Origin of the sequence: Alcaligenes sp. YSL9 (assembly GCF_030515105.1) — a bacterium.
Lineage (GTDB): Bacteria > Pseudomonadota > Gammaproteobacteria > Burkholderiales > Burkholderiaceae_B > Alcaligenes > Alcaligenes phenolicus.
On sequence record NZ_JALXJU010000002.1, the window covers coordinates 822,575 to 848,623 of the forward strand.

General features: G+C 56.8%; 25 protein-coding genes. 12 read left to right on the forward strand and 13 right to left on the reverse strand.

Annotation, left to right across the window (positions count from 1 at the left end):
• From M2Q46_RS11925 to M2Q46_RS11940, 4 genes are read right to left on the reverse strand one after another with little or no spacing between them, the layout of a single operon-like run.
• Positions 1–1,050 carry a metal ABC transporter substrate-binding protein gene (locus M2Q46_RS11925; RefSeq protein WP_035273565.1) on the reverse strand — a complete coding sequence of 350 codons (1,050 nt, stop codon included), beginning with the start codon at positions 1,048–1,050 and terminating at the stop codon, positions 1–3.
• Positions 1,050–1,949, reverse strand: a complete 900-nt coding sequence (locus tag M2Q46_RS11930; RefSeq protein ID WP_031232761.1) for a metal ABC transporter permease — start codon at positions 1,947–1,949, stop codon at positions 1,050–1,052. The genes M2Q46_RS11925 and M2Q46_RS11930 overlap by 1 nt, the downstream gene beginning before the upstream one ends.
• Positions 1,949–2,671 carry a metal ABC transporter ATP-binding protein gene (locus M2Q46_RS11935; protein ID WP_035273564.1) on the reverse strand — a complete coding sequence of 241 codons (723 nt, stop codon included), beginning with the start codon at positions 2,669–2,671 and terminating at the stop codon, positions 1,949–1,951. The genes M2Q46_RS11930 and M2Q46_RS11935 overlap by 1 nt, the downstream gene beginning before the upstream one ends.
• A gap of 4 nt (positions 2,672–2,675) precedes the next feature.
• A complete protein-coding gene (locus M2Q46_RS11940) occupies positions 2,676–2,825 on the reverse strand; it encodes a hypothetical protein (protein ID WP_165589481.1) in 150 nt (49 codons plus the stop codon).
• A gap of 82 nt (positions 2,826–2,907) precedes the next feature.
• Between M2Q46_RS11940 and M2Q46_RS11945 the strand changes: the two genes are divergently transcribed.
• The 5 genes from M2Q46_RS11945 to hslU all read left to right on the forward strand — a co-directional run bounded on the left by M2Q46_RS11945 (position 2,908) and on the right by hslU (position 7,448).
• Positions 2,908–3,399, forward strand: a complete 492-nt coding sequence (locus tag M2Q46_RS11945) for a Fur family transcriptional regulator (protein ID WP_009462608.1) — start codon at positions 2,908–2,910, stop codon at positions 3,397–3,399.
• A gap of 199 nt (positions 3,400–3,598) precedes the next feature.
• Positions 3,599–4,699 (forward strand): GTP-binding protein, encoded by a 1,101-nt coding sequence (locus M2Q46_RS11950; RefSeq protein WP_009462610.1) that lies wholly within the window; start codon positions 3,599–3,601, stop codon positions 4,697–4,699.
• Positions 4,700–4,781: 82 nt separating this feature from the next.
• Positions 4,782–5,219, forward strand: coding sequence for an RNA polymerase-binding protein DksA (gene dksA, locus M2Q46_RS11955; RefSeq protein WP_026484112.1), 438 nt, complete (start codon positions 4,782–4,784; stop codon positions 5,217–5,219).
• 340 nt (positions 5,220–5,559) lie between these two features.
• Positions 5,560–6,093, forward strand: a complete 534-nt coding sequence (gene hslV / locus M2Q46_RS11960) for an ATP-dependent protease subunit HslV (RefSeq protein ID WP_009462614.1) — start codon at positions 5,560–5,562, stop codon at positions 6,091–6,093.
• 17 nt (positions 6,094–6,110) lie between these two features.
• Positions 6,111–7,448, forward strand: coding sequence for an ATP-dependent protease ATPase subunit HslU (gene hslU, locus M2Q46_RS11965; RefSeq protein WP_026484111.1), 1,338 nt, complete (start codon positions 6,111–6,113; stop codon positions 7,446–7,448).
• Between the two features lie 222 nt (positions 7,449–7,670).
• Here hslU and M2Q46_RS11970 read toward each other — a convergent pair whose 3' ends face one another.
• Positions 7,671–7,976, reverse strand: coding sequence for a copper-binding protein (locus M2Q46_RS11970; protein WP_115635275.1), 306 nt, complete (start codon positions 7,974–7,976; stop codon positions 7,671–7,673).
• 111 nt (positions 7,977–8,087) lie between these two features.
• On the opposite strand from M2Q46_RS11970, the gene M2Q46_RS11975 reads away from it, so the two are divergent.
• Complete coding sequence (locus tag M2Q46_RS11975) at positions 8,088–8,612, forward strand: GNAT family N-acetyltransferase (RefSeq protein WP_080748114.1); 525 nt, start codon at positions 8,088–8,090, stop codon at positions 8,610–8,612.
• Positions 8,613–8,621: 9 nt separating this feature from the next.
• On the forward strand, positions 8,622–9,185 hold the full coding sequence (locus M2Q46_RS11980; RefSeq protein ID WP_035273561.1) for a cob(I)yrinic acid a,c-diamide adenosyltransferase: 564 nt from the start codon (positions 8,622–8,624) through the stop codon (positions 9,183–9,185).
• Positions 9,186–9,247: 62 nt separating this feature from the next.
• On the opposite strand, the gene M2Q46_RS11985 is transcribed toward M2Q46_RS11980, so the two are convergent.
• Positions 9,248–10,285, reverse strand: coding sequence for a C45 family peptidase (locus tag M2Q46_RS11985; protein ID WP_035269257.1), 1,038 nt, complete (start codon positions 10,283–10,285; stop codon positions 9,248–9,250).
• A 5-nt stretch (positions 10,286–10,290) separates the two neighbouring features.
• Positions 10,291–11,151, reverse strand: coding sequence for a MurR/RpiR family transcriptional regulator (locus tag M2Q46_RS11990; RefSeq protein ID WP_254002614.1), 861 nt, complete (start codon positions 11,149–11,151; stop codon positions 10,291–10,293).
• A 182-nt stretch (positions 11,152–11,333) separates the two neighbouring features.
• Between M2Q46_RS11990 and M2Q46_RS11995 the strand changes: the two genes are divergently transcribed.
• Positions 11,334–12,659: an aspartate aminotransferase family protein gene (locus M2Q46_RS11995; RefSeq protein ID WP_302357300.1), complete on the forward strand. Its 1,326-nt coding sequence runs from the start codon at positions 11,334–11,336 to the stop codon at positions 12,657–12,659.
• 103 nt (positions 12,660–12,762) lie between these two features.
• Positions 12,763–13,287, forward strand: coding sequence for a carboxymuconolactone decarboxylase family protein (locus M2Q46_RS12000; protein WP_302357301.1), 525 nt, complete (start codon positions 12,763–12,765; stop codon positions 13,285–13,287).
• On the opposite strand, the gene M2Q46_RS12005 is transcribed toward M2Q46_RS12000, so the two are convergent.
• Positions 13,284–14,225 carry a LysR family transcriptional regulator gene (locus M2Q46_RS12005; protein WP_115635279.1) on the reverse strand — a complete coding sequence of 314 codons (942 nt, stop codon included), beginning with the start codon at positions 14,223–14,225 and terminating at the stop codon, positions 13,284–13,286. The genes M2Q46_RS12000 and M2Q46_RS12005 overlap by 4 nt on opposite strands.
• Positions 14,226–14,311: 86 nt before the next feature.
• On the opposite strand from M2Q46_RS12005, the gene M2Q46_RS12010 reads away from it, so the two are divergent.
• The 3 genes from M2Q46_RS12010 (at position 14,312) to M2Q46_RS12020 (ending at position 16,468) form a co-directional block, all read left to right on the forward strand.
• On the forward strand, positions 14,312–14,947 hold the full coding sequence (locus M2Q46_RS12010; RefSeq protein WP_302357303.1) for a threonine--tRNA ligase: 636 nt from the start codon (positions 14,312–14,314) through the stop codon (positions 14,945–14,947).
• A gap of 125 nt (positions 14,948–15,072) precedes the next feature.
• Positions 15,073–15,807 (forward strand): 2OG-Fe(II) oxygenase, encoded by a 735-nt coding sequence (locus M2Q46_RS12015; RefSeq protein ID WP_302357304.1) that lies wholly within the window; start codon positions 15,073–15,075, stop codon positions 15,805–15,807.
• A 1-nt stretch (position 15,808) separates the two neighbouring features.
• Positions 15,809–16,468 (forward strand): LysE family translocator, encoded by a 660-nt coding sequence (locus tag M2Q46_RS12020; protein WP_021447051.1) that lies wholly within the window; start codon positions 15,809–15,811, stop codon positions 16,466–16,468.
• 217 nt (positions 16,469–16,685) lie between these two features.
• Here M2Q46_RS12020 and M2Q46_RS12025 read toward each other — a convergent pair whose 3' ends face one another.
• The 5 genes from M2Q46_RS12025 to M2Q46_RS12045 form a co-directional block, all read right to left on the reverse strand.
• The gene (locus M2Q46_RS12025) at positions 16,686–16,808 is read right to left on the reverse strand and encodes a putative transporter small subunit (RefSeq protein WP_009462638.1); all 123 of its coding nucleotides are present in this window, start codon (positions 16,806–16,808) and stop codon (positions 16,686–16,688) included.
• A 33-nt stretch (positions 16,809–16,841) separates the two neighbouring features.
• Positions 16,842–18,545 (reverse strand): sodium:solute symporter family protein, encoded by a 1,704-nt coding sequence (locus M2Q46_RS12030; RefSeq protein ID WP_060186164.1) that lies wholly within the window; start codon positions 18,543–18,545, stop codon positions 16,842–16,844.
• 527 nt (positions 18,546–19,072) lie between these two features.
• Positions 19,073–19,870 (reverse strand): winged helix-turn-helix domain-containing protein, encoded by a 798-nt coding sequence (locus tag M2Q46_RS12035; RefSeq protein ID WP_302357305.1) that lies wholly within the window; start codon positions 19,868–19,870, stop codon positions 19,073–19,075.
• Positions 19,871–19,913: 43 nt separating this feature from the next.
• Positions 19,914–20,483: a hypothetical protein gene (locus tag M2Q46_RS12040; RefSeq protein WP_302357306.1), complete on the reverse strand. Its 570-nt coding sequence runs from the start codon at positions 20,481–20,483 to the stop codon at positions 19,914–19,916.
• A gap of 107 nt (positions 20,484–20,590) precedes the next feature.
• A complete protein-coding gene (locus tag M2Q46_RS12045; RefSeq protein WP_302357307.1) occupies positions 20,591–26,008 on the reverse strand; it encodes a YadA-like family protein in 5,418 nt (1,805 codons plus the stop codon).
• Between the last annotated feature and the right edge of the window lie 41 nt (positions 26,009–26,049).

The window sequence follows — 26,049 nt, forward strand, 5'->3', positions numbered from 1 at the left end:
TCAGGGCTGCAAGGCCTTGACCAACTGGTCTGTATTCGAGCGCATCATGCCCAGGTAGGTATCCACGCCCGAGCCTGGGGCTCCCAAAGCATCGGAATACAAGGTGCCGCCGACTTTGGCGCCGGTCTCCCGTGCCACTTGCTCGACCAGTTTTGCGCTGACCGTGTTTTCCACAAAAATGGCCTGAATCTGCTCGCTACGCGCTTGCTGGATGATCTGCGCAATATCACGGGCTGAAGGCTCCGCCTGGCTGGATACCCCCACCAAGGGAATGAAACGGATGTCGTAAGCCTTGCCCATATAAGAGAAAGCATCGTGCGAGGTAATGACCTTGCGCTTTTCTACCGGCACCGCCTGCAGGCGGGTTTTGATGGAATCGTCCAGCTCCTGAATGCGCTGTGCGTAATCCTTGGCGCGACGCTGGTAGTACTCGGCATTGGCCGGATCAGCCTGCTCCAGACCTTTGCTGATATTACGAACATAGATCTGTGCCAGGCCCAGGCTTTGCCAGGCGTGGGGGTCCTGGCTGCCGTGCTGATGACTATGGTCATGCCCGCCGTGGGACTGTGTATCCTCTTTGGCGTGGGTCTGCTCATGGTCGTGGGCATGCTCAGGTTCGGAGTCGTGACCGTGGTCATGGTCATGGTCATGGTCATGGTCATGGTCATGACCAGCATGATCCTCGTGTCCGCCACCTTCAAATGCCAAAGGCGTAATACCTTCTGTCGCCACGACTTGCGGCCCTTTATAGCCTGCTGCCTGCTGCAAGCGTGGCAACCAGGTCTCGAACTCCAGACCATTGATCACCAGCAGTTGCGCGTTAGCCAAGGTCTTTGCATCACTGGGACGCGGCTCAAACGAATGGGCATCCCCATTGGCGGGCACAATCGTGCTGGCCATAACCTTGTCGCCGCCTATCTCCTTGACCATATCGTTCAAAATCGAGAAGCTGCTGACCACACGCAAAGGCTCCGCCTGCACCGACAGGCTGGCCGCCAGCAAGCCCAGGGCCAGCACCGTGCGGCCTGAGTAAATGTCTCGCATTTTCATCAATCGTGCTCCAAGAGAGAGGCCATGCGCCGACGCCGTGCACGCCATTGGGAATAAGCACGCAGCAAACCGCCTTGGGGGCCAAAGGTGATAGAAAGAAAATAGAAGGCGCCGGCTGCCAAAATAATCGCGGGCGAAGCAGGCACGTTGTAGTAGTACGAGAACAGCAGGCCCAGATAGGCGCTGATCATGCCCAGCAAGGCCGCCACCAGCATCTGACGACCAACGGAATACACCCAGAATCGGGCCGAGGCAGCGGGCAGCATCATGATCCCCACCACCATCAAGGTTCCCAGCACCTGGAAGCCAGCCACCAGCGTGATGACCAGCATGAACAAGAACAACATATGGACGACGGAACCGCGCCCGCCTTGCGTGCGCAAAAAGATCGGGTCCATGCACTCCAGCACCAGAGGCCGGAACACCAAAGCCAGAATAATCAGCGTAACCGTCGTGCTGCTGGTCACCAGCAACAAGGAGGCATCATCCAGGCCCAGCACCGTGCCAAACAGCACATGGATCAAATCCATATTGGAGCCGCGCAAGGACACCAGCAGCACCCCCAGCCCCAGGGATACCAGGTAGAAGGCCGCAAAACTGGCGTCCTCCCGTTGTGGTGTCAGGCGGGCCACCAGTCCGGCCAGCAAGGCGACAACCAGACCGGTAATCATGCCGCCTATGGCCATCGCGCTTAAAGACAGGCCCGCCGTCAGAAATCCAACCGCCACACCGGGCAGGATGGCATGTGCCATGGCATCGCCCATCAGGCTCATGCGGCGCAACACCAGGAATACCCCCAAAGGTCCGGCCGCTGCAGCCAGGGCGAAAGAACCAGCCAGTGCGCGCTTCATGAAACCAAAGTCCATGAAGGGGCCAAACAGCACATCAATCAGCGCCATCATAGGTAGTCCCCCGCACACAAATGGCGAGCCAGATGCAGGTTCTCGGGAGTTAGCACCGCTTCAGTTTCCCCCCAACCCACTACCTGACCGGCAAGCAGCACGGTTTGCGGAAAACAGCTACGCACCATATCCAGATCATGCAGCACGGCCATCACGGTACGGCCCTGTTTGTGCCAGTCCAGAATCAGGTTCATCAATTCGTCCGAGGTTGCGCGGTCCACCGCAGCAAACGGCTCGTCCAGCAACAAGATCTGGGCGTCCTGCATGATCATGCGGGCAAACAGGGCTCGCTGTAATTGCCCACCCGACAAAGTGCCAATGGAGCGACGCGCAAAGTCGGCCAGCCCCACCTGCTCCAGCGCATGACCAATGCGTTCGTGCTCGGCTTTGGGGAAACCACCCCAGGCGCCCACGCGCTTCCAGGCTCCCATGGCCACCAGATCATGCACCGTCACCGGAAAACTTTTGTCCAGATCGCCCATCTGCGGCAACAAGGCCAGCTGATTCAGAAAACCGCTGTCGACAGCAATGCGCCCTTTCAGGGGATTGATCTGCCCGGTCAGCCCTTTGAGCAAGGTGGATTTACCAGCACCGTTAGGCCCGACGATAGCCGTCAAAGAGCCTCGGTTAAAACAGCCGCTGATATCACGCAGAGCGATTTTGTCTTTCCAGCCCAGCGCGACATGCTCGAGTTCGATCAAGGTTTGATGTGAACTCATGCCCTTACCACGCGCCCAATGCCCAGGCGGTCAGTAGCCACAGGGCTCCTGCCACGCACAAAGCGCCCAGTACGCGCTGTCCGGCCGAGGCCAGCAAGAGCGAACGACGAGGTGCCGGACTGCGGAAAGTCGAGGGAAATTGAGGACAGGACATGAAACAGGGATAATGCGGCTAGATTGGGAATAATTTAATTTTCCAAAGATGTTATAACATAACAAACAACCCATCAAGCGCCATGCCTGTACATATTCTTACGCCCAACGCCATTGAAGATCAGCTCGCTACCGCTGAACAGCTTTGTCTGGAACGCGGTAAACGGCTGACTTCAATTCGCCGCCAGGTGCTGGAAATCCTGATTCAGGCCCAGCGCAGTTTGCGCGCCTACGAACTGCTGGATCTGGTTCGCGAGTTCCAGCCCGGCGCCAAACCCCCTACCGTTTACCGCGCCCTGGACTTTCTGACTGAAGAAGGCCTGATCCACCGCCTGGATGCCGTCAATGCCTGGACGGCCTGTGTGGATGCCGGCGGCCACCCGCACGACTTGCTGATTGTCTGCACCCAGTGCGGCACCGTGGTGGAGCTGTGCGCTCCGGACCTGAGCCAAAGGCTGGCCGACTGTGTGCGCGGAGCGGGCTTTGCCCTGTCCGGCCACGAAACTGAACTGCGCGGCCTGTGCCAACGTTGCGTTGCAGCTAAAAACGAGCGAAAACCCTTATCTGCCCCCTAAAACGTGGTATTTTGCCGCCAATCGGTATATATTCCCCGATCTATTGGCAAACCTCTGTGAATTTTTACAGATCACCGTTTGCCCAACAGGCAAGGCTGTGATGTAATCGCACGTTGTTTTCGTGCGGAGCAGATGGGTGCAGGAAGCCGCGGTTGGTGCCGTGCCTTGTACCTTTCGCCCGCCACTGCGAGGCATGTTTATGAACGCGGCATCAGATCTGAACAACATGGTTCCAGTCACTGTTCTGACTGGTTTTTTGGGCGCTGGTAAAACCACGCTGCTCAAGCGCATCCTGAGCGAATATCACGGTCGACGCATTGCCGTCATCGAAAACGAATTCGGGCCCGAAGGTATCGACAACGAACTGTTGGTGCAGGACTCCGAAGAAGAAATCGTTGAACTGAGCAATGGTTGCGTATGCTGCACCGTGCGTGGTGACCTGATGCGCACCCTGAATGATTTGCGCGTTCGCCGCCAGGCAGGCGAACTGAAGTTCGAGCGCGTCATCATCGAGACCACCGGCATGGCTAACCCCGGCCCGGTCTGCCAGACCTTCTTCATGGACGATGATATTGCCGACTACTATCGGCTGGACGCGGTCATCACGGTCGTGGATGCCAAACACGGCATGGCCACACTGGACCAGCAAGAAGAAGCTCAAAAACAAGTTGGTTTTGCGGACCGCCTGCTGATCTCCAAAAAAGATCTGGTCAACGATGTGGATTACGAGGCCCTGCGTGCCCGTCTGATCCGCATCAACCCGCGAGCCACGATTACGCCGGTTCACTTCGGTGAAACCGACATCAAGGATTTGCTGGAAGTCAGCGGTTTCAACCTGAATTCCATTTTGGACATTGATCCTCAATTCCTGGCAGAGCAACACCCCGATGCGGCGGACGGCCATGATCACCACCACGATCATGCCCACGGCGACGAAGGCGAGTGCGGTCCGGGCTGCGGACACGATCACCATCATCACCACCACGAGCACGCAGCTCACAATGACGAGATCGGGGCTTTCGTGTTCCGTTCGGACCGTCCTTTCGACCCCGAGCGTTTGGAAGATTTCCTGTCGGGCATTGTCCAGGTATTTGGACCAGATCTGATGCGCTACAAGGGCATCCTGTATCTGAAGGGCATCAATCGCCGTATGCTGTTTCAGGGCGTACACATGATGATGAGCGCCGAGCCTGGCAATGCCTGGCTGGCCAAAGATAAAAAGGGCACCAAGCTGGTCTTTATTGGCCGCAAATTGCCACAAGACATATTCACCCAGGGCCTGGAGAATTGCCTGGTTTGAATTAATAATTATTCAGTAAATGCGGAGCGATTGCGCGTGACGACAGTTACAGGCTCCCAGACGTCAACAAGAGGTAAGCATCATGGCAACTAAGTCACATGACAGTACTACAACCCTGCTGACCGAGCAGGAGCTTTTGGCGATGCCTGAGTCAGACTACATGAACGCCGCCCAGCTGGAGTTTTTCAAGCATCGCTTGCGCCAGCTGGAGCAAGACATTCTGGCCAACGCGGGTGCTACAACGGAAAACCTGCGTGAAACCCAGTTCGTTCCTGACCCGGCTGACCGTGCCACGATCGAAGAAGAACACGCTCTGGAGCTGCGTACCCGCGACCGCGAACGCAAACTGCTCAAGAAAGTGCAACAGTCCATCGCTCTGATCGATTCGGGCGAATACGGCTGGTGTGAGGAAACTGGCGAGCCCATCGGCCTGCCACGTTTGCTGGCACGCCCAACGGCTAACCTGTCTCTGGAAGCCCAGGAGCGTCGCGAGAAGCGTCAGAAGATGTTTGGGGATTGATAGGCGGCAAGGCCCATCACCCTGATAAAAAGCCCGCCCGATCATTCTGGCGGGCTTTTTTGTGGGTCACCCAACTCGATCCAACCCACTTGTGTACGCTGCTGAAAATAAGCAGGCTCAAAAAAGCCGGCTGCGTCTACCGCTAGCAGGCCAACAGGCTGCTTGCACGCCAAGAAGCCAGGCGACATACGAGAACCCCTGCAGCAGCCCCTGCCAAGGGAAGCCACCCTGTTTCAGCCCGGTTTCCAGGCACGACCCTCAGTCGGCAAAAACTTCCTGCTGTCATGCGCTTGAAATTTCCTGCCCGGCCCCCAGATGGGAACCTTAAAGGAAGGAAATCATGGAACAATTTCACGCCACTACTATTGTCTGTGTACGCCGCGGAGATCAGGTCGCCATTGGCGGCGATGGTCAGGTCACCCTGGGCAATATCGTCATCAAGGGCACGGCCCGCAAAATTCGCCGTTTGTACAACGACAGCATCCTGGCCGGTTTTGCCGGTGCGACGGCTGACGCCTTCACCTTGCAAGAGCGCTTTGAAGCCAAGCTGGAAAAGCACCAGGGCAACCTGCTGCGCGCCGCCGTCGAACTGACGCGCGACTGGCGCACCGACCGCGTTCTGCGCCGTCTGGAAGCCATGCTGTTGGTGGCGGACAAGGAGCACACGCTGGTGCTGACCGGCAATGGCGACGTGCTCGAACCCGAACATGGCCTGGCCGCCATCGGCTCGGGCGGCTCCTATGCCCAATCTGCCGCCATGGCCTTGCTGCAAAACACCGATATGGCTCCTGCCGACATCGTCAAGAAATCGTTGGAGATCGCAGGTGATCTGTGCATCTACACCAACCAGAACCATATCGTCGAAACACTCTGACAGCCGGATACACCACCATGTCTACACCTAATATGACTCCCGGAGAGATCGTCTCCGAACTGGACAAGCATATCGTTGGCCAGGGCAAGGCCAAGCGCTCCGTGGCCGTGGCCCTGCGCAATCGCTGGCGCCGCCAGCAGGTTGCCGAGCCCCTGCGTAGCGAGATCGTCCCCAAGAACATTCTGATGATCGGACCCACCGGCGTGGGTAAAACCGAAATCGCCCGTCGTCTGGCCAAGCTGGCCAACGCGCCTTTCATCAAGGTCGAAGCCACCAAGTTCACGGAAGTGGGCTATGTAGGCCGCGACGTTGAAACCATCATTCGCGATCTGGTGGATATTTCGGTCAAGCAAACCCGCGAAATCGAAATGCGCCGTGTGCGCACCCAGGCCGAGGAAGCCGCTGAAGACCGTATTCTGGACGTGCTGGTGCCCCCTTCGCGCGATGCCCACGGTCAACCCCAACGCGAGGACAACTCTGCCCGCCAGGTGTTCCGCAAGCGCCTGCGTGAAGGCAAGCTGGACGATACCGAGATTGAAATCGAGATGGCCCAGGCCATGCCTCGCATGGAAATCATGGCCCCTCCCGGCATGGAAGAGATGACCGAGCAGTTGCGCGGCATGTTCTCCGGTCTGGGTCAGGAAAAGACCAAAGCCCGCAAGCTGACGGTTAAGGAAGCCTTCAAGCAACTGACCGAAGAAGAAGCGGCCCGTCGCGTCAATGAAGACGATTTGCGCACTGCTGCAGTGGCCAACGCCGAGCAGAACGGCATCGTGTTCCTGGACGAGATCGACAAGATCACGGCGCGAGGCGAGAGCCAGGGCAGCGGCGGCGATGTGTCCCGCCAAGGTGTGCAGCGCGACCTGCTGCCTTTGGTAGAAGGCACCACCGTCACCACCAAATACGGGGTGGTACGTACCGACCACATCCTGTTTATTGCCTCGGGTGCGTTCCACCTGTCCCGCCCATCGGATCTGATTCCTGAACTGCAAGGCCGCTTCCCCATCCGTGTGGAACTGGAATCGCTGAGCGCCCAGGATTTTGTACAGATTCTGTCCACGACCGACGCTTCGTTGACCAAGCAATACGCAGCCTTGCTGGGCACCGAAGACGTACAGCTGGACTTCCGTCCCGACGGTATCCAGCGTCTGGCCGAGCTGGCCTTTGAGGTCAACGAGCGTACCGAAAACATTGGTGCCCGTCGCCTGTACACCGTCATGGAAAAACTGCTGGAAGAGCTGTCCTACAGCGCTGGCAGCCACGGAGAGCAAAACGTGGTCATTGATGCGGACTACGTGAACAAACAGCTGCAGGAAACCGCAGCCAGCCAGGATCTGGCGCGCTACGTGCTGTAAGCCTGACTTCGGTCGGACATGAAAAAGGGGCAGATTTCTCTGCCCCTTTTTTTACATTCCGCTTGCAGACCACACCCAACACGGCGGTAAGCGGCGGATTAGCCAGCACGGCAACAGACTCTACCTTGTCATCTCGACCACGAGCCCACGCCAGTGTTTCGCCTGCGTCGGAGATGAAAAAAACCGGGCGAACCCGGCTTTTATCAACCTACTCAAGCAGGCTTACTTGCTGATCTTGGTGACCACGTAATCACCACCGTCACGTTTGGCAGTGAACTTTACCTTGTCACCCGGTTTGATGTTGGCCAGCAAGACGGGATCAATTTTGTACACCAATGTCATGGCGGGCAGTTCCAGGTCGCTGATCTCACCATGCTTGATGGTAATTTTGCCGGCCTCGGCATCCAGTCGGCGCACTTCACCCGAGGCACTGGCTTCCTGAGCCTGGGCGACCACGACATAGGCCGAGCCAGCTACCACACCCAAAGTTCCCAACGCCAAGGCTGCGCTTCGTTTCGTCCACGTCATTTTTCACTCCTGCAAATTGGGCAGAGCCAGACAATTAGCTCATAATGCCTACTTTCGGACGCCTGATGCGTCTGTTTCCGATCAAGCATAACGCTAAACCTTTGCAAAAGCATGAGCGAATTTATTAAAGGGTATGTGCTGCGTCCAGCCACCCCCGCAGACCTTCCGGCCATTTTGGGCCTGATGCGCGATATGGCCGCCTTTGAGAAACTGGAGCATATTTTCAAGGCCAGCGTTGAGTCTCTGCGCAACAGTTTCTTCTCCGACGAGCCCAGTGCCTACTGCCTGGTCATTACTCCCGAAGATCAGCCCGACGCACCAATTTCTTACATTATGTGGTTTTACAACTACTCCAGTTTCCTGGATCGCCGCGGCATCTATCTGGAGGATTTGTATATAGACCCGGCCCACCGCAAGCACGGTCTGGGCGCTGCGGCCCTGCGCCATCTGGCTCAAATGGCCGTGGCCCAAGGCTGTGGCCGCCTGGAGTGGGTAGTACTGGACTGGAACCAGAACGCCATCGACTTCTACAAGTATCAGGGCGCTCAAGTACTGGAAGACTGGCGCGTGGTACGCGTCACTGGCGATGCCCTGGTCAATTTGGCTCAAGGCACCCCTACTCCTGCCGAAACATAAGGCTTCTTCATGTCCACACGACTTTCCATTATCAGCACCCGCACCGGCGACGATGGCACAACGGGCCTGGGCGATGGCAGCCGCCTGCCCAAGACTGCCCCCCTGATTCATGCCCTGGGCGACGTGGATGAACTGAACAGCCATATCGGCGTCTTGCGCAGCATGGCACTGCCCGAGGATGTTGATGCCCTGCTGTCCGACATTCAGCACGACTTGTTCGATATGGGGGCCGAGCTGTGCATCCCTGGCCATCAGGTCATAGGCAGCGTCCATGTGGAACGTCTGGACCAAGCGATTCGTCACTACAACGAGCCCTTGGGCATACTCAAAGAGTTCATTTTGCCCGGTGGCAGCCCGGCAGCCGCACAAGCACATGTACTGCGTTGTGTGGCGCGTCGTGCAGAACGTAGCGTCGTGGCGGTGCCCTCAGAATCCTTGCCACAAGAAGGCCCGCGCCTGTATCTGAACCGCCTGTCGGATTTGTTGTTTGTGCTGGCGCGTACCTTGAACCGCCATGCAGGCCGCTCCGACGTGCTGTGGGAGCCCAAGCGCAACGAGCCTGGCAAGGGCTGATCGCCCCATCGCGACTGCAACTATAAAAATAGGGCCCTGCTTTAGCAGGGCCCTATTCCTTTTCAGGCTAGATCAATGCGAGTGGTATCCGCAAACTTCAGCACAGGTTCGTCCGTGGGGTCTTCGTAGACCTGCCACTTCAAGGACTGGCTGCCCACCTGAATATCCACGGTAGCCAGGGTGTTTTCCGCGTCACTGTCCGCCGGGTCACAGCGCCAGATCGGAAATTCCGCATGGTGCTGATCCGCCAGGACCGTCAAAGGATCAAGCGCAGCACCGGCTTGTGCCAACAATTGATCCCCACGCTCCTGCCGCAGTTCGGACGACCGGGTAATACGCTGTTCAAAGCCTTTCATGGACGGATGTACCGCATGGTTGGCGTGCAGATGGTTTTGCTCAATGGTCTGCACAGAAACGGCCTCGGCACTGAACTCCACGCTCAGCAAGCGTGGATCGCCACGCTGCGCCAGACTCAAATGGAAAGCGCCGGAACGCGGGTGATCCTGCAAGATCCCTACTGCCTGATCCAGATCAGGCTGATCCAGCATGGCGCGGGTCAGGACCATGCGCGGCACCCCAGGTGCCACATGACGAGCCCGCACATTATTCACCGTCATGGCCAAACCGGCCTGGGTCACTGCAAAGCTATGGCCCGGCAAGGAAGCAGGGTAAAGAAAGGAAACAAAGGACATGCCGCTGTCGGGGATGAATTTGGCCACCCCGCAGTAACCGGCAAAACCTGGATCACCATCTTCGTTATGCACCAGACGAGGCTCGCCCTGGGCGGGCATTTGCACGGTGGTGCAACCATCGGGAGCCATGGCCCACAAGTCGCCCCGGCAATTCCACAAGAAAACGTCTTCAAAGGGGAGCTCCAGACCCAATGCCAGGCCCTGGAGCTCGGTCCATATTCGGGGGAAATAACGCTCGGTGTACTGAGCCAGTTGACCGGCTACAGCCGTCCCCTTCGATTGCATGATGCCTTGCCACGCTGCTGAGTTCAGCAAGTAGGCATGCACGGCGGGGGCTCCGAAACGTCCCAAAGAATGGCCAATTTCTTTGGGACCACCACTTAACTCCAGATAGGACAACTTAGCCATTGCGTCTATTTCCAGTAAGCACCGGACTGGTGCAATTGATTTTCAACCAACTCAATACCGCTGACAGCACGACTGCCCGCCTTGGCCAGAACCTGTTCCAGCAAGACCTCCACCAGTGCCTGCGCAGCAACAAGAGAAGGAAAAAAAGACGGACTGTCGGTTCCAAACAATAATGTGGCATCTGCCTGCTGCGCAATAGGGGCAAGCAAGCTGTCGCAAATCGCCAGGATTTGTGCATCTGCCTGTCGGGCCGCTGCATGGGCCAGCACGGCTTCCTGGGAATACGGTGCAAAACCGAACAAGACCAGCACATCCCCTTTTTGCAGCGCCCGCAGATCCATATCCAGAGTGCCGGACTCGCCACGCAACAAGCCAATCGAAGGTCGGAACAGACGGTACTGATAATGAAAGGAAAAAGCGGGTGCAAAAGAGGCTCTGAACCCGGCCACAAAAACCCGCTTGGCCTTGTTCAGCAATTCCACAGCCTGTGGCAAGCGTGCTTCATTCACCTCGCGCAGCAGCGCCAGAGTATCCATTTGTGCTGTCAGCGTCTGCGCCAGGCGATCTTCTTTATTTCGATTGCGTACCACCGCCCGGGCCTGATCGGCATAACGCCGTGCACCCTGTCCATGCAGCGCCTGGGTGAACACAGCCTTGAATTCCGCCCAACCGCCAAAGCCCAAAGACTGGGCAAAGCGCAGCAAGGTGGCAGGCTGCACCTGTGCCTGCGCGGCCAACTGACGCATGGACATCAAGGGCACCTGATCGGCATGATCCAGCACATAGCGCGCGCTTTGCTGGAACTGCGGCGACATGGTGGCAAACGCTGCCTGAATACGCTCGGTCAGATTGCTCAAGGAGTTCATGGGCCAACACGCTTAAAAAGGGGACATCAAGTATATATCGGGCGCAAATGCAGTCTGGGCGCAACAGTGAGGCCTTTATCCACCTGTCCCGACAGATCAATGATGATTTATTTGTTGAAAGTATTATTATATATTCAACATACGTTGAAAATCCTTCCGGGCCTACTTTCTGGATCTGCGCCATGACACATGTCTTTCATCGCAACCCCAAACAAACCTTGCCCTGCGCCGTCAAAGGCGATGGTATCCGCATCGTGGACAGCAATGGCAACGCTTATATAGACGCCAGCGGTGGCGCGGCCGTATCCTGCCTGGGCCATAGCCACCCTGTTGTGATCGCTGCCATCAAGCAACAGCTGGACCAGATTGCCTACGCCCACACGTCCTTTTTCAGCAGCCAGGCTGCCGAGGACCTGGCAGATTTTTTGACCAGCCGATCCCCCGGTGACCTGGACCATGTGTACTTTCTGTCCGGAGGCTCGGAGGCCGTAGAAGCCAGCCTGAAGCTGGCACGGCAATATTTCGTGGAGATTGGTCAGCCCGAGCGTCATATTTTCATCGCACGCCGTCAGAGCTATCACGGCAATACGCTGGGGGCTTTGGCCATTGGCGGCAATGAATGGCGTCGCAAGCCGTTCCTGCCTCTACTGGCTCCGGCCCAGCATGTCTCGCCCTGCTACCCCTACCGCGACCAAGGCAGTGATGAAAGTGCCGAGCAATATGCCGACCGTCTGGCTCAGGAACTGGACGACATGATTCAAAGCCTGGGTCCCCAGAACGTCGCGGCCTTTGTCGGCGAGACTGTAGTGGGCGCGACCGCTGGTGCCTTGGCGCCAGTAGGCGATTACTGGAAAAAGATCCGTCAGGTCTGCGACAAGCACGGCGTGCTGCTGATTCTGGATGAAGTCATGTCGGGCATGGGGCGTACCGGCTATCTGTTCGCCTGCGAAGAGGACGGAGTCGTGCCGGACATCATGGCCATTGCCAAGGGTCTGGGCGCGGGCTATCAGCCTATTGGTGCGATGCTGGCCAGTGACCGGATTTACCAAGCCATCCTGAATGGCTCGGGCTTTTTTCAGCACGGCCATACCTATATGGGTCACGCCACAGCCTGCGCTGGTGCTTTAGCCGTGCAACAAGTAATTGAGCAAGACCAGTTGCTGGAAAACGTCCGTCAGCGCGGCGAGCAATTGCGCCGGGAGCTGCATCAGGCGTTGGACAGCCACCCCAATGTGGGTGATATACGTGGTCGTGGCCTGTTTGTCGGAGTCGAACTGGTGCAAGACAAGGCCAGCAAGCAAGCGCTGGACCCTGGCTTGAAAACCCACGCCAAGATCAAGCAGCATGCGTTTTCCCAAGGTTTGATGCTCTACCCTATGGGTGGCACGATAGATGGAGTTCACGGCGACCATATCTTGCTGGCACCGCCCTTTATCTGCACCGAAGCCGACATTCACGAAATCGTGACACGTCTGACCCAAACCATCGAACACATCCTGCCCCGATAAAACCGTCGAGCAGAGCGTCGAACAAACAGTCAGAACGCTCTGCTGACTGCGCTGCGGCAAGCCAGCCGCAAGAGGCACCGCTAGTTATACATAAAGGAGAACCATGGCCCGCCTACCCTATGCTGACCTGAAAGCCCCCGACGCCGCCCCATTGGTAGAACAGATCATTGCAGAGCGCGGCAGCGTCTTGCACCTGTACCAGATGCTGCTGCACAGCCCACCCATTGCCAAAGGCTGGCTGAATCACCTGACCGGCATACGCCACAACAGCAGCCTGCCAGGCGATCTGCGCGAACTGGTCATCATGCGCGTAGCCCTATTGAACCGTGCCCCTTACGAGGCCGATCAACATGCCCCTATCGCGCTGGCAGAGGGGCTGAGGCAAGCCCAACTGGATGCCCTGCCCGACTGGCAAGACTCCGATGCCTTCACGCCCATTCAGCGTGCTGTGCTGGCTTACACCGATGCCATGACTCTGAATGTGCAAGTGGAGCCCGCTGTTTTTCAGGACGTACGCCAGTATTTTGATGAAAAACTGACGGTTGAGCTGACCGCCACCATCGCTACCTACAATATGGTGTCGCGCTTCCTGGAAGCCTTGCACATTCATTCCGACGACTCGCGTTAAAACGGCACCCTGAGCGCCTCCGTCCGGCCACCTCCCAGGCGCCCCGCCAGAAACTCCACAAACAAACGCAGTTTGGGAGGCAAATGGCGGGTGGGCGGATACAAGGCCCACAAGGCACCACAATACTGCGTGCGGAACTCCCAATCGGCCAGCACGCGCACAATACGCCCTTCCAGCTCCGGCTCCCTGGCCACAAAGCAGGGCAAACTGCCTATCCCCAAACCACGCTCTACCGCATCCAGACGCACACCCGTATGGTTAGCCGCATAGCGCCCCCTAACCGACACATTCAGTACCCGCCCGCCTTTATTGAAACGCCAACGTGAATCGCTGGGTGCCTCGCCCAGGTAGATGCAGCTATGTTCGCGCAACTGCTGGGGATGAACGGGCAGGCTGTGTTCGGCCAGATACTCCGGACTGGCGTACAAGCCATGCCGAATATCCGTCAGATGACGCCCCATCAAACCGGGCGGCGGCTGATCCGTGATGCGTATCGCCAGATCCAGCTGATCGTCGATCAGGTCTGCATAGCGATCATCCAGATTCATCAGCACATTCACTTTGGGGTGCGCCGCCAGGAAATCCGGCATATGCGGATGAATCAGAAAATGCCCCACGGCTTTGGGAACACTCAAGCGTATCTGCCCCTCCGGCTCGGTCTGGAACTGCCCCGAGATCTCCATCGCGGCCTGGGCGCAGGACAGCATGTCACGGGCATGCTCGTAAATCGCCTGGCCACTGTCGCTTAGCCGTAATTTACGCGTCGTGCGCTGCAATACCCGCGTTCCCAAACCTTTCTCCAGACGCGCAATGGAACGGCTGACTGCCGACGGGGTATAGCCCAGTTGGCGAGAGGCTTCGGAAAAGCTGCCTGTCTCCACCACTTTGACAAAAACCACCATATCGCTCATCAGGGAAGTGAGATTACTTGTGCTCATAGGGAATAAATTATTTCAATGAATTGCAATTATCAGGACTGCTCACTATGCCTACAATGCCTTAAAACCAACCTACAGGTAATAAAATGCAAGATAAATTATATTTGACTAGCAATAGCCTTACCTGCATAGCGGAAATCCTGGAGTGTTATCACTCCGAAAATGAGCGTTATGCTGTCAGGCTGGATAAAACCTTATTTCATCCCCAAGGCGGGGGTCAGCCTTGCGACAAAGGCACGATAAATGGGCACGAGGTCCTGCATGTGGCTCAAAACCGCGACGGTCACGTGCTGCACTACCTGCATGTGCGCCTGCCGCTGGGGCCCGTAGAACTACATATTGCTCGCGCTCACCGACTGGAGCACGCCCGCCTGCATACGGCCGGCCACCTTATCGGCCATCTGGTTGAACGCATAGGCTGGCAGGCCGTAAAGGCGCATCACTGGCGGGGCGAGTCACGGGTGGTCTTTCGCAACCCCAAGGATGCTCTGCCCCCCTTCCTGGATGATTTGTCCAATCGTTGTGCTAAACAGATTCAATTGGCTCAGCCAATTTCCATCAGTTTTCAGGAAGGGCGCCGCGAGGTTGCGATTGGTAGCCTGGGGTGCTACCCCTGCGGCGGCACACATGTTGAAAACACATCCGAATTAAATGGACTGAAAATAATCCGTATAAAAAACAAAAAAGATGAATTGAGCATTCATTATGAAATGATGAATTAATAAATAATAAAAATCATGGCAGTTTATTAGCTCTGGCTATTATCGGAAAAGAAAAACAATTCTTTTAGAACCCCCAAGGGAAGTGAGATATGTATTTAGAGACCGAACGATTGCGGACTGAGCATATGCAGTCCCTGCTAAATGGCGAACTCCTGGCTATCCGCCTCTCCGGCTTCATTGATGCGCCCACCTCACAAAAGCTGGGCGAGCAAATCATAGACAAAGGCTTTGATCGCTATGTGAACGCTCCGAGCATCGGCCGCATTGGCATGGCTTTTTACGAAGCCGAAAACCAGCCCGAACGCATGGCCTCCTATTTCGAGGGGGTTTTTGACAATATCGACGAACTGCGCCGCCGCTGCGCCCCCTACCTGTCCCCGATTGACGTGCTGCGTTGCACGCTGGATGAAGTCTGGCCTGCCGGAGCCACACTGGAGACCTTGTACGGAAAGAAAATGTATGTGGGTTTGTCGCGCGTGGTGCAACCCAATGTGCGCTTTCTGGCGCATCACGACATTTTGGCCAAGGACGCCCCCGGTAATTACCAGGCCATCAGTCTACAAGGCCAGTTGGCCGCCAATGTCTATTTGAAAATGCCCGAACAAGGAGGTGAACTGCAAATCTGGCAAACCGAACTGAGCCCGGATGAATTTGATGAAATGCGTGGCGACAGCTATGGCATCCATCCTGATTTGTTGGGCACCCCCGAAGTACAGATACGCCCCGGTCCGGGCGATCTGATTATTTTCAATTCTCGCAAAATGCATGCCGTCACCCCCGGCAAGGGCGATTTGCGCCTGAGCCTGTCTTGCTTTGTGGGATATCGCGGTCCGGCCATGCCGCTGACCTTCTGGAGTTAATGTGTTGCAAACCTATTGGCCAGAGTTCGCTACTCTGGCTTTGATTCATTTTTTGGCCGTTATTGCCCCTGGACCAGATTTTGCTGTCACCATCCGCCAAAGTGTGCGGCTAGGCCGCCAGGCCGGTATTGCCACTGCCATTGGTATTGGCGCCGGAATCTCCGTGCATGTGATCTATACCTTGATGGGCGTGGGAGCCCTGCTGCACTCCACCCCCTGGCTGATGAGTGTGGCCGAGGTATTGGGAGGTGCCTACCTTCTCTATATAGGCTGGGGATTCCTGCGCCAGGCCAGCACACCGATGGAAGTGAGCCTGGCCGAGTCCGACAATGGCAAACCCGCTGCTGTCAGCGTGCGCCAGTCCTTGACGCTGGGCTTCATGACCAATGCCACCAACCCTAAGGCGACGCTGTTCTTTCTGGCCGTGTTTACTACCGTGGTCAGCGCCAGCACGCCTTTGACGACCCAGATGCTCTACGGCGTCTGGATGTGCCTGGTTAATGCGGGCTGGTTTATTGTGGTCAGCCTGATCTTTACCAATCCTCGCGTACGTCAGCGATTCCTGCGTATGGGGACCTGGTTTGAGCGCGTGACAGGGGTTCTACTGCTGGGGTTTTCGCTGCGCCTGCTGATCCATGCCGGTCAGCGCATCCTGCTTTAAGCCCGCCGACAAGCCATGGAGCCCAAGGCTACGAGTGATAAGGTCTGCGCAGCAGAACCATCAGACGCTAAACAGCACACAGGTTTGACTTCATGCCTGTACTCACCATCTTGGCCTGAGCACCGTCTGGCACCTGTGCGGCGCTTTGGTCTTGGCTTGGGCTCTGCACACCATAAAAAAATCCCCGCCCTGAAAACAGGGCGGGGATTTTTACTCCTTAGACCATGGACTCACCCGTCTTGCGGGCGTTGCGCCAGTCACGGACCAGGTTACCGACCAGCAGAACCAGAATGATGGCTGACATGACTGGCCAGACCAGAAAGTAAATCGTCATAAGCATAGTGTTCTCCTTTTAACGTCTTGTCTCATACCCTCAAGCACGAGCCGAGGCTGGCTCACCTTGTTTCGACTCCCGAGCTTTCTGCTTGCTCGGTGCAGGTGTGTCATCGTAGTGAAACGACTGCACACGCTCGGCAAGCACAGAGAAATCAAAACGTTCCTGACTACGCAAGCTGATGGCCACACACACCACAGCGCTAACGCCATAGGCGGTCAGGGAACCCATCAAAACAAGGTACTCACGCAAAAAGCCAATGAAGTTGGGCAAAAGAATCGCAGTGGCAATCACCCCCACCGCAATCGCAATACGGCTGCGGAAGAAGGCAAAAGCCATCAAACCGGCAACCACACCGCCACCAATCGAAGCGGTAATCTCATAGAACACGGCTACCGCACCTTCGATAGGAATCAACTCAAAACGCACGATCGTAAACAGCACGACGGCACACAAAACCGACCAGCTAAAGGCTTTGTTGGTAACACGATCCCAGTAAAAGCTGACAATGACCGGGAACACAATCGCGCCCCACAGCGCACCCACAAACACCAGCATGACCAGAATATCCAGCTTCAGGCTGGCGAAGATCACACCCACCATCGTGGCAACCACCATGGTGATACGGCCCCACCACAACATGCGGGCTGGTTTTGGACGACCACGAGCAATGTTTTTGGCGTAGATGTCGGTCATCACGATAGCCGACAATGCAGCCAGGTCCGAGTCCGCCGTGGAGGACAAGGAGCCCACCACCAGGATGAAGAACAAGGCAATGCCAAATGGCGGCAAGTAGGTGGACGCCATCTGCGGGATGATGTTGTTCATGTTTCCATCCACAGGCTGCAAGCCGGTGAACAGAGCCAGCAAACCCAACATGCCCAGACCAATCACCACAGCACCATAGCCAATGGTGGCCGTCAGGAAAGTGGGTTTGATCAGGTCCTCGCGTACGGCGAACAGGCGCTGGGCAATGGTTTGGTTACCAATCGCGTACGCCAGCACCGCTACAAAGTACGGCGCCCCCTGCTCCAGAATTGCCTTGGTGGAATAGAAGTTGGCTTGCTCGGAATCCAGACGCCACCAGTTGGCCTGCACCATCTCCGGGCCACCGGCGTTAAAGAAGATCAGCGGGATAATGACCACGGCCGACAAAATCATGGCAACCAGCTGGGCAAAGTCCGTCATCACCGAGGCGCGGAACCCCGACCACAGGGTATAGGACAAGACGCCCAGACCCGCAATCAGCACACCTTGAATAAATGTCAGAGGGCTAAGGATCGAGACCAACGCACCTGCCGCGGTGAAGTTCACCATCAGGCTGATACCACTGCCTACCACGTTGGAAATCGCCATAATCATCTGGCTGGACGAGCCGTGCCGTGCATGCAGCACCTCGGCCAGGGTGTGCGCCTGCGGGGCCAACTGGCGAAAACGTCGCCCGAAGGGGTAGATGAACAAGATCATCAAGGCTCCCCATAGCCCGTAATGCAGAGGGCCGGATAGCCCGTACTTGAAGCCCGAGGTCGCGCTGGCATAAAACGACGCCGCCCATACCCAGGTGGCAATCATGCTGGCCGCCGACAGGCCAAACCCCACCGCACTGTTGGATACCATGTATCCGTCCACGTTTTCTTTCTTTTGACCAATCATGAGCGACATCAGGAACGTCGCGCCATAAAAGCCGACCAATAACAATATGGCCGTCGTGGTTGAAAGCGTAAAAAACTCCGCCTCTTGCATGTCTTTCCTTTTCTCTTCTGCGCGAGAGCCACTTGCACCACCTGGCTCACTCGCATGCATGCCGATTCCGCATTAACGCGCTGGGCGACACCCATCCCAGGACCAGAACCGAAACACTTGAACCGAACGCGCGCACAAACGCCCCCGCCCTTGGCACAAGCCAAAGCGAGAAAAAAGCAAGACACAGCGCAAAGTGCCTCACATTGCGGCGAGTCTGCGGGCCTTACAGCAAATAAACATGGCCAGAGACAAGCCGCTCTGTTGCAGGCCGATGTCGTGTGAGACAGTCGGCTGGTTGTTCCGCGACCCAAGGGCCGGGCAAGGTGTTTCGGGCTAAAGCCGGGTTGTTGTGCAACAACCTGTTGAAGAACGAGCCGCCATTTTGTTATGCAATTTTGTCGCACCTGAACGGCCTGTTCGAGAAGCTGATTCAATGAACCAGAGCGATCAATTATACATATTTAAAATTTAAGGGTCTATATCATGCTGTTTCAGCATCGAGAACGGGCTCTCAAGCCCTTTCCGAGTCATTCATAGACCTCATCATTATTAAGGCTCACGCGTGCCAGCTCCTGACATGCTAGGGGCACTTTACCCACAAAAGCGTAGCCTTCCCCGCGTACCGAACGAATGGGCAGCTCCTCTCCCATGGCGGTTAATTTACGTTTCAAGCGACTGATCAAAACGTCCACAGAACGGGCAGTTGCCTCCCGCCCTTCCTCCAGCGGAAAAAGACGATCGCGCTCTACGGTTTGGGGGCTGACTGCAAAGAGAACCTGGACAATACGCCGCTCGCCGCGGGTCAACATGACCGAGTGTCCTCTGGGTGTGATCATGGTCCAGCCATTCTCCATCAAATCCCAAAGCTGGGAATCTGGCTCCTGCTCGGATCTATAAGCGATATTGCCTGCTTTGAGCGGCTCTGCAGGAGAACCACGCAAGCTTCGCTGCAGGGCATAACCACGCCGGCGCAAGGCCTGCACGCAAGCGACCACCTCCACCGGCAAAGCCTCCTGATCAAAGCAGGCGTCCGCCCCGGCAAGCAACAAATGTCCCCGTTCCAGGCCGGCCATTTTGTCGCGCCGCACAACGATGACGCCGGCGGCAGGAAAATCCATACGCAAACGATTGATGTGTAAAAAAACGTTGTCTGCCTGACACACCAAAGCAAACACCGTCTCCGCCCCGCAAGCATGTGCCTGAGACAGACACTGCTCCATCGTCTCTACCGTCTGGATCCTCACCCCCCACTGCTCCGACTCCAAAGCGATCTGCTGCAAACTAGCCTTGTCGTCATACAACAGAAAAATCTGTTCTACCGTCATAGTCCTCACCCTTGCTGGCCCTATCAGGCACTTTATGTTTTTTTTACCCTTGGACCTGCCTTAACAAACGCTGTGCTGCTGCGTCGTCAGGCATGGATAGATAAATAGCCCCCTGCTTCAAGGGCTCGCCAATTCGGGCGACTTGTGCCACTTGATCTTCCATAACCAAAACCAGCAAGGCTCCCACATTACCAGAGCTGGCCTCGGCCAACTTACGCGCGCCCAAAGAATTCAATTGGAATCGAGCAAGATGCTGTCCCTGTTCGGTCCGCAAGGACGCCACACGCGTCAAATCGCTGCGCTGCACAACAACTTGCGGATACAACCACAGGGGGCCTTGCGGTCCCTGCACTTGCACCAGACCGGGGACGGCTTGGCGCATTCCCACGTAGAAATCTACTTGAGGAACCTGCACCGAGCGCTGTGTCTGCGATGCCAAAAAACTGCGTGTTCCATCTGCCCCTTCCTGCTCATAGTGGCTTGCCAGTGCTGGCGGGCTCAAATCAGCCCCACCTCCTGCTGTTGTGGTCTGGCACCCGGCCAGTAAAAACAGCATCATGCCTATAGCCGTGCCCAGTACTGCTTGCCCTGTTTGACTATGCGTTGTCGCCATATTCACTCTCCGCTTTGACCCGCCGCTGCGGCCCCGTTCTAGACACCGGGCATAGCCCAGAAAAAAGGGTCGCGTGCCCAGGCACGCGACCCTTAGCCCTCACCCCTTTACCATTGATACCCCACACCCACCGAGCCACCGTAATCACCACGGGAGGATCCCGCAACGTTGCCCTTCAGGACCCAACTGCCGCTGTCTGTCACCGTGGACAAGCCCATGGCGTAGCCACTTTCACCACGCCATACACCGCCAGAAACGGAGAACATGCTCTTGCCGGGGACATAGGCTTGCGGCAAACCGGCCATTGCCATGGCGGCTGCCACACCAGCACTCGCCCGGTTCTCCACCTTGTCGATACGACGGTCCAGATGGTTGAACTGATTGGTGATATTGGAGGTCGCCTGGCTCAACTGACGCACGTTGACGGCATCTTGCGGTGCCTGACCATCGGCCAGATTGCTGATGGTCTTGTCGTGCATGTCGATACCCTGCTGATTCATGGTTGGGCCATCGACAATCTTCACTTCATTGGTAGTGACGGACTTGGCCACCACACTGTTCACCTTGATGTCCTGCGCCAGGGCTACTGTCACGTCCGTACCGGAGCGCGAGATTTCGATGTTGTCGCCATTAAGGAACTGCACCGTGGACTTGGGGGCGACATTGCTGGCCGTATCGCCATTGGTCTGGATGTTCCAGCCCGCACTGGCCAGCTCGGTCACGTTCTCTACCTTGGTATTCAAGCCACCCAAAGCATCGTTCACGTTGTTATAGGTTTTATCGCCTACGTTCAGCTCCGTAACCAGCTTGCCGTTCTCGAACTTCGAACCCCCACCCATGCCGCTGGCGATGCTTTCACCCATATCGTGAATCTGGCTGCCATTGACCGCATCGGTACTGTTCGCGGAGATATCACCACGCGCCACATTAGTGATGCCCGTGCCACCCGTACGACCGCCATCAGTAGACTCGGCTCCGGCCATGGTGACCTTGCCATAGTTCACTGACTGGTCCGGATTCAGGTCGTACTTGACAGCACGATCCCCCAGATTCTGGGTTTCGCCCCGCACCAGATCCAGTTGCTCTTCAGTGGCGGCACGACCGCTCTTGCCAAAGTTGGCCCCCGTCAGGGTACGGTTGCTCAAGCCGGTAATGTCATTGTCCGTTGCCGACACCATCACGTTGCCAGCGCGCAGTCCGGCAGTGCTCAAGGCAATGTTCGTCCCGATGGCAAAGCCCAGATTATTCATGACCACGTCAGGAGCGCCATCCGTGCCTTTCACGGTCACACTCTTGAGGTCCAGATCGTCATTCAAGGCAATGCTCAAGGTGTCGCTGCCGTCGCCACTGGTGCTCAGATTGCTATTGCTGCCCACAATCTTCAGCGTCTCTCCCAGATCACGATGCACTGCCGTGCCGGTGCTGCCCGCAAAGTTCATGCCCTTGGCGGTCAAACCATCATCACGGCCTTCCAGTTGGCTGACGTTCACCGCATCGGTCGCTGCCACCCCTTTCTCCACACCGGTGATCTTCTGATTACCGGCATGGATGCCCTGGTCATTAATCACCACATTGAAGGCGGTCAGACCGGCATTGGTCAGATTGACTTGCCCGATCGTCAGGCCGGTATTGCCCAGAATGACATCAGGTTTGCCCGTGGCACCCTTGACCTTCACTCCCGCGGTCGTCATCTCGGTATCACCCGTGGTGACGCTGGTCAGTGTCAGATCATCATTAAGGGCAACTTGCACCGTATCGCCCCCCACCGTGGAGGTACTCAGATTGGCATTGCTGCCCTTGATGGTCAGTGTCTGGCCCAGATCACGATGTACGGCTGTACCGCTTTGTGCAGCAAACTCCATGCCCTTGGCCGTCAAGCCACCTTCGGCGTCCGTCAACTGGCTCAGATTCACCGCATCGGTCCCTGTGGTTCCCTTGGCCACATTGGTGATCTTCTGGCTGCCCATATCAGCACCCTTGAAGAACGGGGTCTCGGCAATCTGCACCTGCAACTGACCGTTCAGGACCTGAGTACGCAGATTGGCACCGCTGTAATTACCGGCGGTGCTCGCCCCACCCAGAATCTCCAGGCGTTGTCCCAGATTCTTGTGAATCGTCGTATTGCTGTTACCGCTACTGAAGTTATTGCCGCTGTAGTTGGTCCCCAAGGCCGTCAGATCCTGGTCCAGCTTGATCAGCTGAGCAACGTTGACCGCATCGGTCAGATCCTGACCACCGGCCAGATTGGTGATACGACGTTGTTCTGAGCCATTACCGATCGATACCACACCTTGCTTGGCTTCCTGCGTAACCGTGCCTGTATAGCGCGCAGTCGAGGATGTGTAAGCCGCATTCGTTGTGGCCCCCGCCCCCAGCGCCACTGCACCGGCTGCCGACACGGTTGCACCCGCACCCAGAGCCATCCCCTGAATTGCCGTCTCATTGGCAATCGCGCCCTGCCCCATCGCCAACGACTTCTCGGCAGAAGCGCGCGTATCCTTACCCCAGACCTGGGACCCGGCCGCCAAAGCCTGGGCATTAGTCCCCAGAGCCGAGGCATCCAGGCCTTCGGAAATGGCTTTGAAGCCCAGCGCCAAGCCACCATCTTCCTTGGCGTTGGAACCTGCGCCCACGCTCATCGCCCCTTCACCGTGCAGGATGTATTCGATCAAGCCATTGGGACCTGTTTTTTCTTCAATCCAGCCGGCTTTGGCCTTGTCACCCACAGCAATGGAACGGCGACCATCAGCCTCGACATCCGAACCGGCCCCCACAGCATTGCTGGCACGGGTCTTGCTACCTTGACCCAAGGCCAGGGAGCCACTGCCCGCCACAAAAGCCTGATGGCCCAGCGCCACGGACTGGCTGCCCGAGGCCGAGGAGCCACTGCCCAGCGCCACGCTCTGCGATGCTCCCCGAGCAACACTGGAACTGGTACCAATCGAGATGCCATCTATCGCTTGATCGTAGGCATTGCGTCCAAAAGCAATCCCCCCTTCCTGGGTAACTCGAGCCTGCTCCCCAATTGCCACAGCTCCTTTGGCATGCGCCAGCGCATCACCCATCACCTCTGCTTTGTAGCCAATGGCCACCGCGTAATTCGACGTATCCGATACCCGCGACTCCTGACCAAGGGCAATGGAGCTCTCGGACGCTGCCGTGGCAGAGGTGCCCAAGGCGGTAGCCCCCAAGCCCGAGGCCTCGGTATGTGAACCAATAGCGGTGGTCAGATTTGCCTGCGTCAACCCACCCGCTGATGAATTCAAGCCAATCGCCGTTGCCCCTGTTCCGGAACCACGAGCCACAGCCCCAATGGCTATCGCATCAGCACCAGTGGCACCGTTATTATTTTCATTGGGGTTATTGGAGGAGTTAACACTGACATAGCGCTGGCGGCTCGCAATCAGCGTTGACTCCAGTTCTTCCAACTGTCCTTTGTTGACAGCATCACCTGCAGCTATCCCTGCGGCCAAATTGGAAATTCGCACAGGTGCTCCTGTCGAACTGTCAAGATCAATCAAGCTGCGATCGGCATTGGAGTAGGTGACAGCAGACAGTCCCGAAATCGCTCCTGCTACCCCCGTGCGCATGGCCTCAAATGCGGACCCGATAGAGGTATAGGTATGATCATTCCCGTTTTCGTCTTTAATAATAAATGCCGGGCCAGTCATCTGCCCGTTTGCGTCCCATTTCAAGTTGCCACCCACAATGGCCGTTAAATCTCCATGGAGCAGCTTGAGCTGACTGACATTGACTGCATCCGTATCCAAACGGCCAGCAGCCAAATTGCTTAAGCGACGCTCCCCTCCTACCGTGCCAATTGACACGCTGGATGAAGGTAACAATGCCCCAGATGCGGAACCGTAACCCGCTCCCACTGTCTGGACGGACCTCGAATTGGCACCAATTGCAACGCTATTGGCATGCGTGACATGAGCCTGATCGCCCAACGCAACTCCACCTGCAGCCGCATTGGTTGAAGTACCCGCATAAACCAATGCCTGATTACCAATCGCAATGCCGCCAATATCGTAATCAACGACGGTAGCCATGGAACCCAATGCAATAGAGCCATCTGCACCTGAACGAGACCGCTCACCAATGGAGACTGCATGTGCCGCTTTCACGGGTGGGGCAACCGGGCTGCCTGAACCCGTTTGACCGGGCAGATTATTGGCACCGTAGCCAATGCTGACCGTACGGTCGCCAGTAAGCTTGTTGCCCGCCTCCCGTCCAATAGAAACCGTATCGTCGCCCGTGATATCACTACCTGATTTGTAGCCAAGAGCGACGTTATAACCACCATATACTCCCTGCCCTGCCAGCCCCCCTACAGCCACCTGACCGAAGCGGTTGCCAATCACCGGTGTACCCGCATTCGAGCCGGCGCCTTCTCCAATAGACACACCTGAAGTGGTGTTGCTCATCGCCCCTGCGCCTACTGCCACCGAATTACTACCGAATGCCTTGGAGCCACTCCCCCCGGCAAAAGCAGCACTACCGGATGCCTCGGCCACGTTACCAATCGCTGTGGATCCTGTCCCGGAACTACTTGCACCAGTGCCCATTGCGGTACCAGCCACGCCCCAAACCCTTGCTCCTGAACCCACCGCCGTTGCCCCGGCAGCATCCTGCGCAACGGTGGAGTTGTGCCCCAATGCAATTGCATTGGTCGCCAACAAACCTACATTCGCGCTATTGCCCACCGCAATAGCTCCAGTTGCCTTGGCCTGGGCTTGATTACCAACCGCAACCGTGTTGTCGACTTCCAGAGGATCGACCAAGCTGGCCGCCGCATTACCAATTGCTACATTATTGTTACCTTCCAGCCGCTGGCCCGCCTTGTTACCCAAAGCAACCAAGCCATTGCCCTTGCTCTGTATCCCGGCATCACTGCCAATCATCACCCCATTGACAACCGTGTTGTCGACTCCAGCACGAGCACCCAGGGAAACCGATTCCTTGCCCGCAGCCTGGGACTGCAGCCCCGCCGCCAAAGCTGCCTCACCGGAGGCTAAAGCCTGCGGACCGATAGCCAGCGCATCCGCTGCACTGGCCACTGAATCGGCCTTGGTTGACTTACTATGGAAATACTTCATTCCATCGCCCGAGTTCAACGCACCATACAAAACCTTGCCAGACACTGCCTCCGTGCTGGCAGCGCTGACTGTCGCATCCGCCAAGCCAGTGATTTTGTTGTTATTTACATTCACCCCGCGCAAGCTACTGTTGCCTGCAACTGTCAAACTACCGGTGTTCACATTACCAGCCGTCACAGTATTGGTAATAGCCGCAGAGCTTGCCTGTAATCCGCCTTGCAAGACGGCTGAGCCCGCGCTTAACTGCCCAGTGAATTCCCCACTCGCCCCTTTGATTGCGCCAGTGGCCGTGACAGAGTCCACATTAAGGTCAGAGCTCAATGCAACAGAGACGGACTGACCTGTCTGGGTCAAGACCATATTACTGCCCGAACTCAGGACGAACGCCCCACCCGGAATAACATGGAAGGGAGTGGCCCCATCCACGCTAAGCTCCCAACCGTCTGTTATCTGGGCGGTAACAGGAG

Coding starts and splice junctions, on each gene's coding strand:
- M2Q46_RS12005 (WP_115635279.1), bottom strand. CDS start 14,225: ATGAGCACAAGTAATCTCACTTCCCTGATGAGCGATATGGTGGTTTTT.
- M2Q46_RS12025 (WP_009462638.1), bottom strand. CDS start 16,808: ATGCTTATGACGATTTACTTTCTGGTCTGGCCAGTCATGTCAGCCATC.
- M2Q46_RS11985 (WP_035269257.1), bottom strand. CDS start 10,285: ATGGCTAAGTTGTCCTATCTGGAGTTAAGTGGTGGTCCCAAAGAAATT.
- M2Q46_RS11945 (WP_009462608.1), top strand. CDS start 2,908: ATGCCTGTACATATTCTTACGCCCAACGCCATTGAAGATCAGCTCGCT.
- M2Q46_RS11995 (WP_302357300.1), top strand. CDS start 11,334: ATGACACATGTCTTTCATCGCAACCCCAAACAAACCTTGCCCTGCGCC.
- M2Q46_RS11980 (WP_035273561.1), top strand. CDS start 8,622: ATGTCCACACGACTTTCCATTATCAGCACCCGCACCGGCGACGATGGC.
- M2Q46_RS11935 (WP_035273564.1), bottom strand. CDS start 2,671: ATGAGTTCACATCAAACCTTGATCGAACTCGAGCATGTCGCGCTGGGC.
- M2Q46_RS11940 (WP_165589481.1), bottom strand. CDS start 2,825: ATGTCCTGTCCTCAATTTCCCTCGACTTTCCGCAGTCCGGCACCTCGT.
- hslV (WP_009462614.1), top strand. CDS start 5,560: ATGGAACAATTTCACGCCACTACTATTGTCTGTGTACGCCGCGGAGAT.
- M2Q46_RS11925 (WP_035273565.1), bottom strand. CDS start 1,050: ATGAAAATGCGAGACATTTACTCAGGCCGCACGGTGCTGGCCCTGGGC.
- M2Q46_RS11970 (WP_115635275.1), bottom strand. CDS start 7,976: ATGACGTGGACGAAACGAAGCGCAGCCTTGGCGTTGGGAACTTTGGGT.
- dksA (WP_026484112.1), top strand. CDS start 4,782: ATGGCAACTAAGTCACATGACAGTACTACAACCCTGCTGACCGAGCAG.
- M2Q46_RS11990 (WP_254002614.1), bottom strand. CDS start 11,151: ATGAACTCCTTGAGCAATCTGACCGAGCGTATTCAGGCAGCGTTTGCC.
- hslU (WP_026484111.1), top strand. CDS start 6,111: ATGTCTACACCTAATATGACTCCCGGAGAGATCGTCTCCGAACTGGAC.
- M2Q46_RS12010 (WP_302357303.1), top strand. CDS start 14,312: ATGCAAGATAAATTATATTTGACTAGCAATAGCCTTACCTGCATAGCG.
- M2Q46_RS12030 (WP_060186164.1), bottom strand. CDS start 18,545: ATGCAAGAGGCGGAGTTTTTTACGCTTTCAACCACGACGGCCATATTG.
- M2Q46_RS12040 (WP_302357306.1), bottom strand. CDS start 20,483: ATGGCGACAACGCATAGTCAAACAGGGCAAGCAGTACTGGGCACGGCT.
- M2Q46_RS11930 (WP_031232761.1), bottom strand. CDS start 1,949: ATGGCGCTGATTGATGTGCTGTTTGGCCCCTTCATGGACTTTGGTTTC.
- M2Q46_RS12035 (WP_302357305.1), bottom strand. CDS start 19,870: ATGACGGTAGAACAGATTTTTCTGTTGTATGACGACAAGGCTAGTTTG.
- M2Q46_RS12015 (WP_302357304.1), top strand. CDS start 15,073: ATGCAGTCCCTGCTAAATGGCGAACTCCTGGCTATCCGCCTCTCCGGC.
- M2Q46_RS11975 (WP_080748114.1), top strand. CDS start 8,088: ATGAGCGAATTTATTAAAGGGTATGTGCTGCGTCCAGCCACCCCCGCA.
- M2Q46_RS12000 (WP_302357301.1), top strand. CDS start 12,763: ATGGCCCGCCTACCCTATGCTGACCTGAAAGCCCCCGACGCCGCCCCA.
- M2Q46_RS11950 (WP_009462610.1), top strand. CDS start 3,599: ATGAACGCGGCATCAGATCTGAACAACATGGTTCCAGTCACTGTTCTG.